The organism is Bacillus carboniphilus (genome assembly GCF_039522365.1).
Taxonomy (GTDB): domain Bacteria; phylum Bacillota; class Bacilli; order Bacillales; family JC228; genus Bacillus_BF; species Bacillus_BF carboniphilus.
The window spans coordinates 1-2,821 of the sequence record NZ_BAAADJ010000042.1 but is presented as its reverse complement, the minus strand read 5'-3'; the positions used below and the strand labels follow the sequence as shown (position 1 = coordinate 2,821).

The window sequence follows — 2,821 nt, the reverse complement described above, 5'->3', positions numbered from 1 at the left end:
TGATTACGGCCATCGAAATGTACCATCTCTGACATAGTTTTTACCACCTAATGACAAAGAATTTACCAGACAACGCCTTGCGTTTACCACATATTACCTATATATATTAATAGGCACACCTACGGGTGTGACTTTTTTTATATGGAGGTATTTTCATATGATCCATTATCAAAGGATATTGGAGTTACACGATGAGGGAATCAGTCTTAGAGGCATCGCTGCAAGTACTGGTAACTCTCGTCAAAAAGTAACAGAGATTATCCGTCTAGCTGAAAGGAAAGGATTGGTTTGTCCCTTAGGTGAAGAAATGACGGATAAGTGGATTGAGGAATTTCTCTTTCCGGAGAAGACTTTTGAGGGCTCAGGACGACAACCAATGAACTTTGATTATATTCATGAAGAGTTAGCTAAGCCTAATGTAACTCTTTCTCTTTTACATCATGAATATGAAGCAGAGTGCCGAGCAAACAACAAGATTCCTTACTCCTATCGAAGTTTTTTACGCCATTACAGTAGATACGCAGATAAGTATAAAGCTACTTTACGTATTCGAAGAAAACCTGGCGAAATAATGGAAGTTGATTGGGCGGGGTCCACTTCCTTCATTATTGATAGAGATACCGGGGAGAAAGTTAAAGCATATGTATTCGTTGCGACATTGCCATGCAGTCAATTTTCTTATGCGGAAGCAACCTTATCAATGGATTTACATTCCTGGATTACCGCACACAACCGTGCGTATCAGCATTTTGGTGGTAGCACACAAATTATTGTGCCGGACAATCTAAAAGCAAGCGTGACGAAACATACCACGCGCGAGTTGGTCTTAAATCCTACTTATAGGGAAATGGCAGACTACTATAATACTGTGGTCATGCCTGCTCGGGTTCGTACTCCAAAGGATAAAGCAAGTGTAGAAGGTTCGGTGAATGTCATCTCTACATGGATCATTGCAGCCTTAAGAAATACACATTGTTTTAGTATCGATGAATTGAATGAAGAAGTTTGGAAGAAATTAGATGAATTCAATGAACGCCAGTTTACTCGAAAAAAAGGGTGTCGTCTGTCGGCATATGAAGAAGAGGAGAAATTCGCACTTTCCCCTCTACCATCAACGCCTTACAAAATGTCTGAATGGAAAACAGCGAAAGTACGTCCTGACTATCACATCTCTGTCGATAGTATGTTTTATTCAGTTCCATATGAATATATCAATCGACAAGTCGAAGTGAAACTATCAGAAGATCTCGTTGAAGTGTATTTCAATCATATGCGGGTAGCATCTCATAAACGATTATATGGGAAATTTGGTCAATTATCTACTATTCGTGATCATATGCCAGAAAATCATAAGTTATTTGTGGACCAGACACCAGAGGCTGCATTTGAATGGGCTGAAAGTATCGGACTTTCCACATTGAACGTCGTTAAATATATATTAGATACTTCTCAAACAGAAAAACTGGCGTTACAGTCCATCTTCTCTTTGAAAAAATCTGAACGCCGTTATACAAAATATGAAATTGAACGTGCATGTAAAATGATTATTTCTATGACAAAAAGACCAACGGTTAAAAGTATTCAAACCATTTTAAAGAGCAATAAAAAGAATGATGCCGAGCAAGAACTGAAACGGAAAACAGAAATTAACGAAAATAATTATGGCTTCACACGTGGAGCACATTACTACGGAGGAACGAATAAATGATGAATGACCAAACGTTAACTAAATTACATGAAATGAAATTAAGTGGAATGGCGGAAGCCTATAAGGAGCAAGAATTGAACAAAGAATTTCAAAAGATGAGTTTTGAAGATCGGTTATCTTTATTAGTTGATTTAGAGTATTCACGTCGTAAGAGCAATACACTTCAACGTTTAATAAAATCAGCCACTTTTATAAACTCGAATGCCTGTATTGAAGATATACAATATTACGAGGATAGAAGATTAGATAAAGAGTTGATTCTTAAACTTGCCAGTGGTTCCTATATCCATGAGAGTCACAATATCATATTGAAGGGACCCACTGGTTCAGGTAAATCATTTTTGGCTAGTGCATTCGGAGTATCTGCTTGTCGTCAATTCTATAAAGTGAAATACATTCGTTTACCAGAATTACTAGATGAATTGTCCCTCGCAAAATTAGCAGCGGACGGAAGTTATCGAAAATGCATCAAAAAATATACGAAGGTTGATTTACTCATACTCGATGAATGGCTACTAACAGATTTATCAACTGATGAGGCAGCAATTCTACTAGAAATCGCAGAAGCTCGCCATAAAGTAGCGTCAACTATTTTCTGTTCGCAGATCGATCCTAACGGATGGCATACCAAATTAGGGAATGAAACCATTGCAGAAGCTATTTTAGACCGCATCATCCATGATTCCTATCAAATTCTGATAGATGGTGAGATTTCCATGCGGGAACGCCATGGTTTAGGTAAGGAAGTCTGATATGGCAGAGTTGACGGAGAAAGACCTTATGAAAATAGAAGATTACTATTACTTGACTGGGTATAAGCACTGGTATCCGTTTCCCTGTGAACTAAAGAAAAAGCTCCTAGACATCTATGGAAAGGAACCCTTTCCTCATGAATGGACTGAACAGGATATTTTTGAAGGCTCTAGAAAAATAATTATGGATTATTTTAAAAACAACAGTAATTAACAATGAAATGCCCTACAGATTATTAAACTAGTAATCTGTGGGGCTTTTTGAAGGTTGGTAAATGTGGTGACAACATGTGGTAAATTTCTTGGCGAGCAGTGGTAAAAAAAATGTCAATGGTGGTAAAATCGAGTGGCCGTAATCAAT

General features: G+C 37.7%; 3 protein-coding genes. All 3 read left to right on the top strand.

What is annotated here, in order from left to right; translation table 11 throughout:
* Positions 1 to 157: 157 nt before the first annotated feature.
* From istA to ABDZ91_RS14245, 3 genes are read left to right on the top strand one after another with little or no spacing between them, the layout of a single operon-like run.
* Positions 158 to 1,708 carry an IS21 family transposase gene (gene istA, locus ABDZ91_RS14255; RefSeq protein ID WP_343800060.1) on the top strand — a complete coding sequence of 517 codons (1,551 nt, stop codon included), beginning with the start codon at positions 158 to 160 and terminating at the stop codon, positions 1,706 to 1,708.
* The gene (gene istB, locus ABDZ91_RS14250; RefSeq protein WP_343800058.1) at positions 1,705 to 2,460 is read left to right on the top strand and encodes an IS21-like element helper ATPase IstB; all 756 of its coding nucleotides are present in this window, start codon (positions 1,705 to 1,707) and stop codon (positions 2,458 to 2,460) included. Before istA ends, istB begins: the two co-directional genes overlap by 4 nt.
* A 1-nt stretch (position 2,461) precedes the next feature.
* Complete coding sequence (locus ABDZ91_RS14245) at positions 2,462 to 2,674, top strand: hypothetical protein (protein ID WP_343800056.1); 213 nt, start codon at positions 2,462 to 2,464, stop codon at positions 2,672 to 2,674.
* The last annotated feature ends 147 nt before the right edge of the window (positions 2,675 to 2,821 follow it).

Bases quoted from the DNA above. Each gene is read 5' to 3' on its own strand.
- istA (WP_343800060.1), top strand. From the start codon at position 158: ATGATCCATTATCAAAGGATATTGGAGTTACACGATGAGGGAATCAGT.
- istB (WP_343800058.1), top strand. From the start codon at position 1,705: ATGATGAATGACCAAACGTTAACTAAATTACATGAAATGAAATTAAGT.
- ABDZ91_RS14245 (WP_343800056.1), top strand. From the start codon at position 2,462: ATGGCAGAGTTGACGGAGAAAGACCTTATGAAAATAGAAGATTACTAT.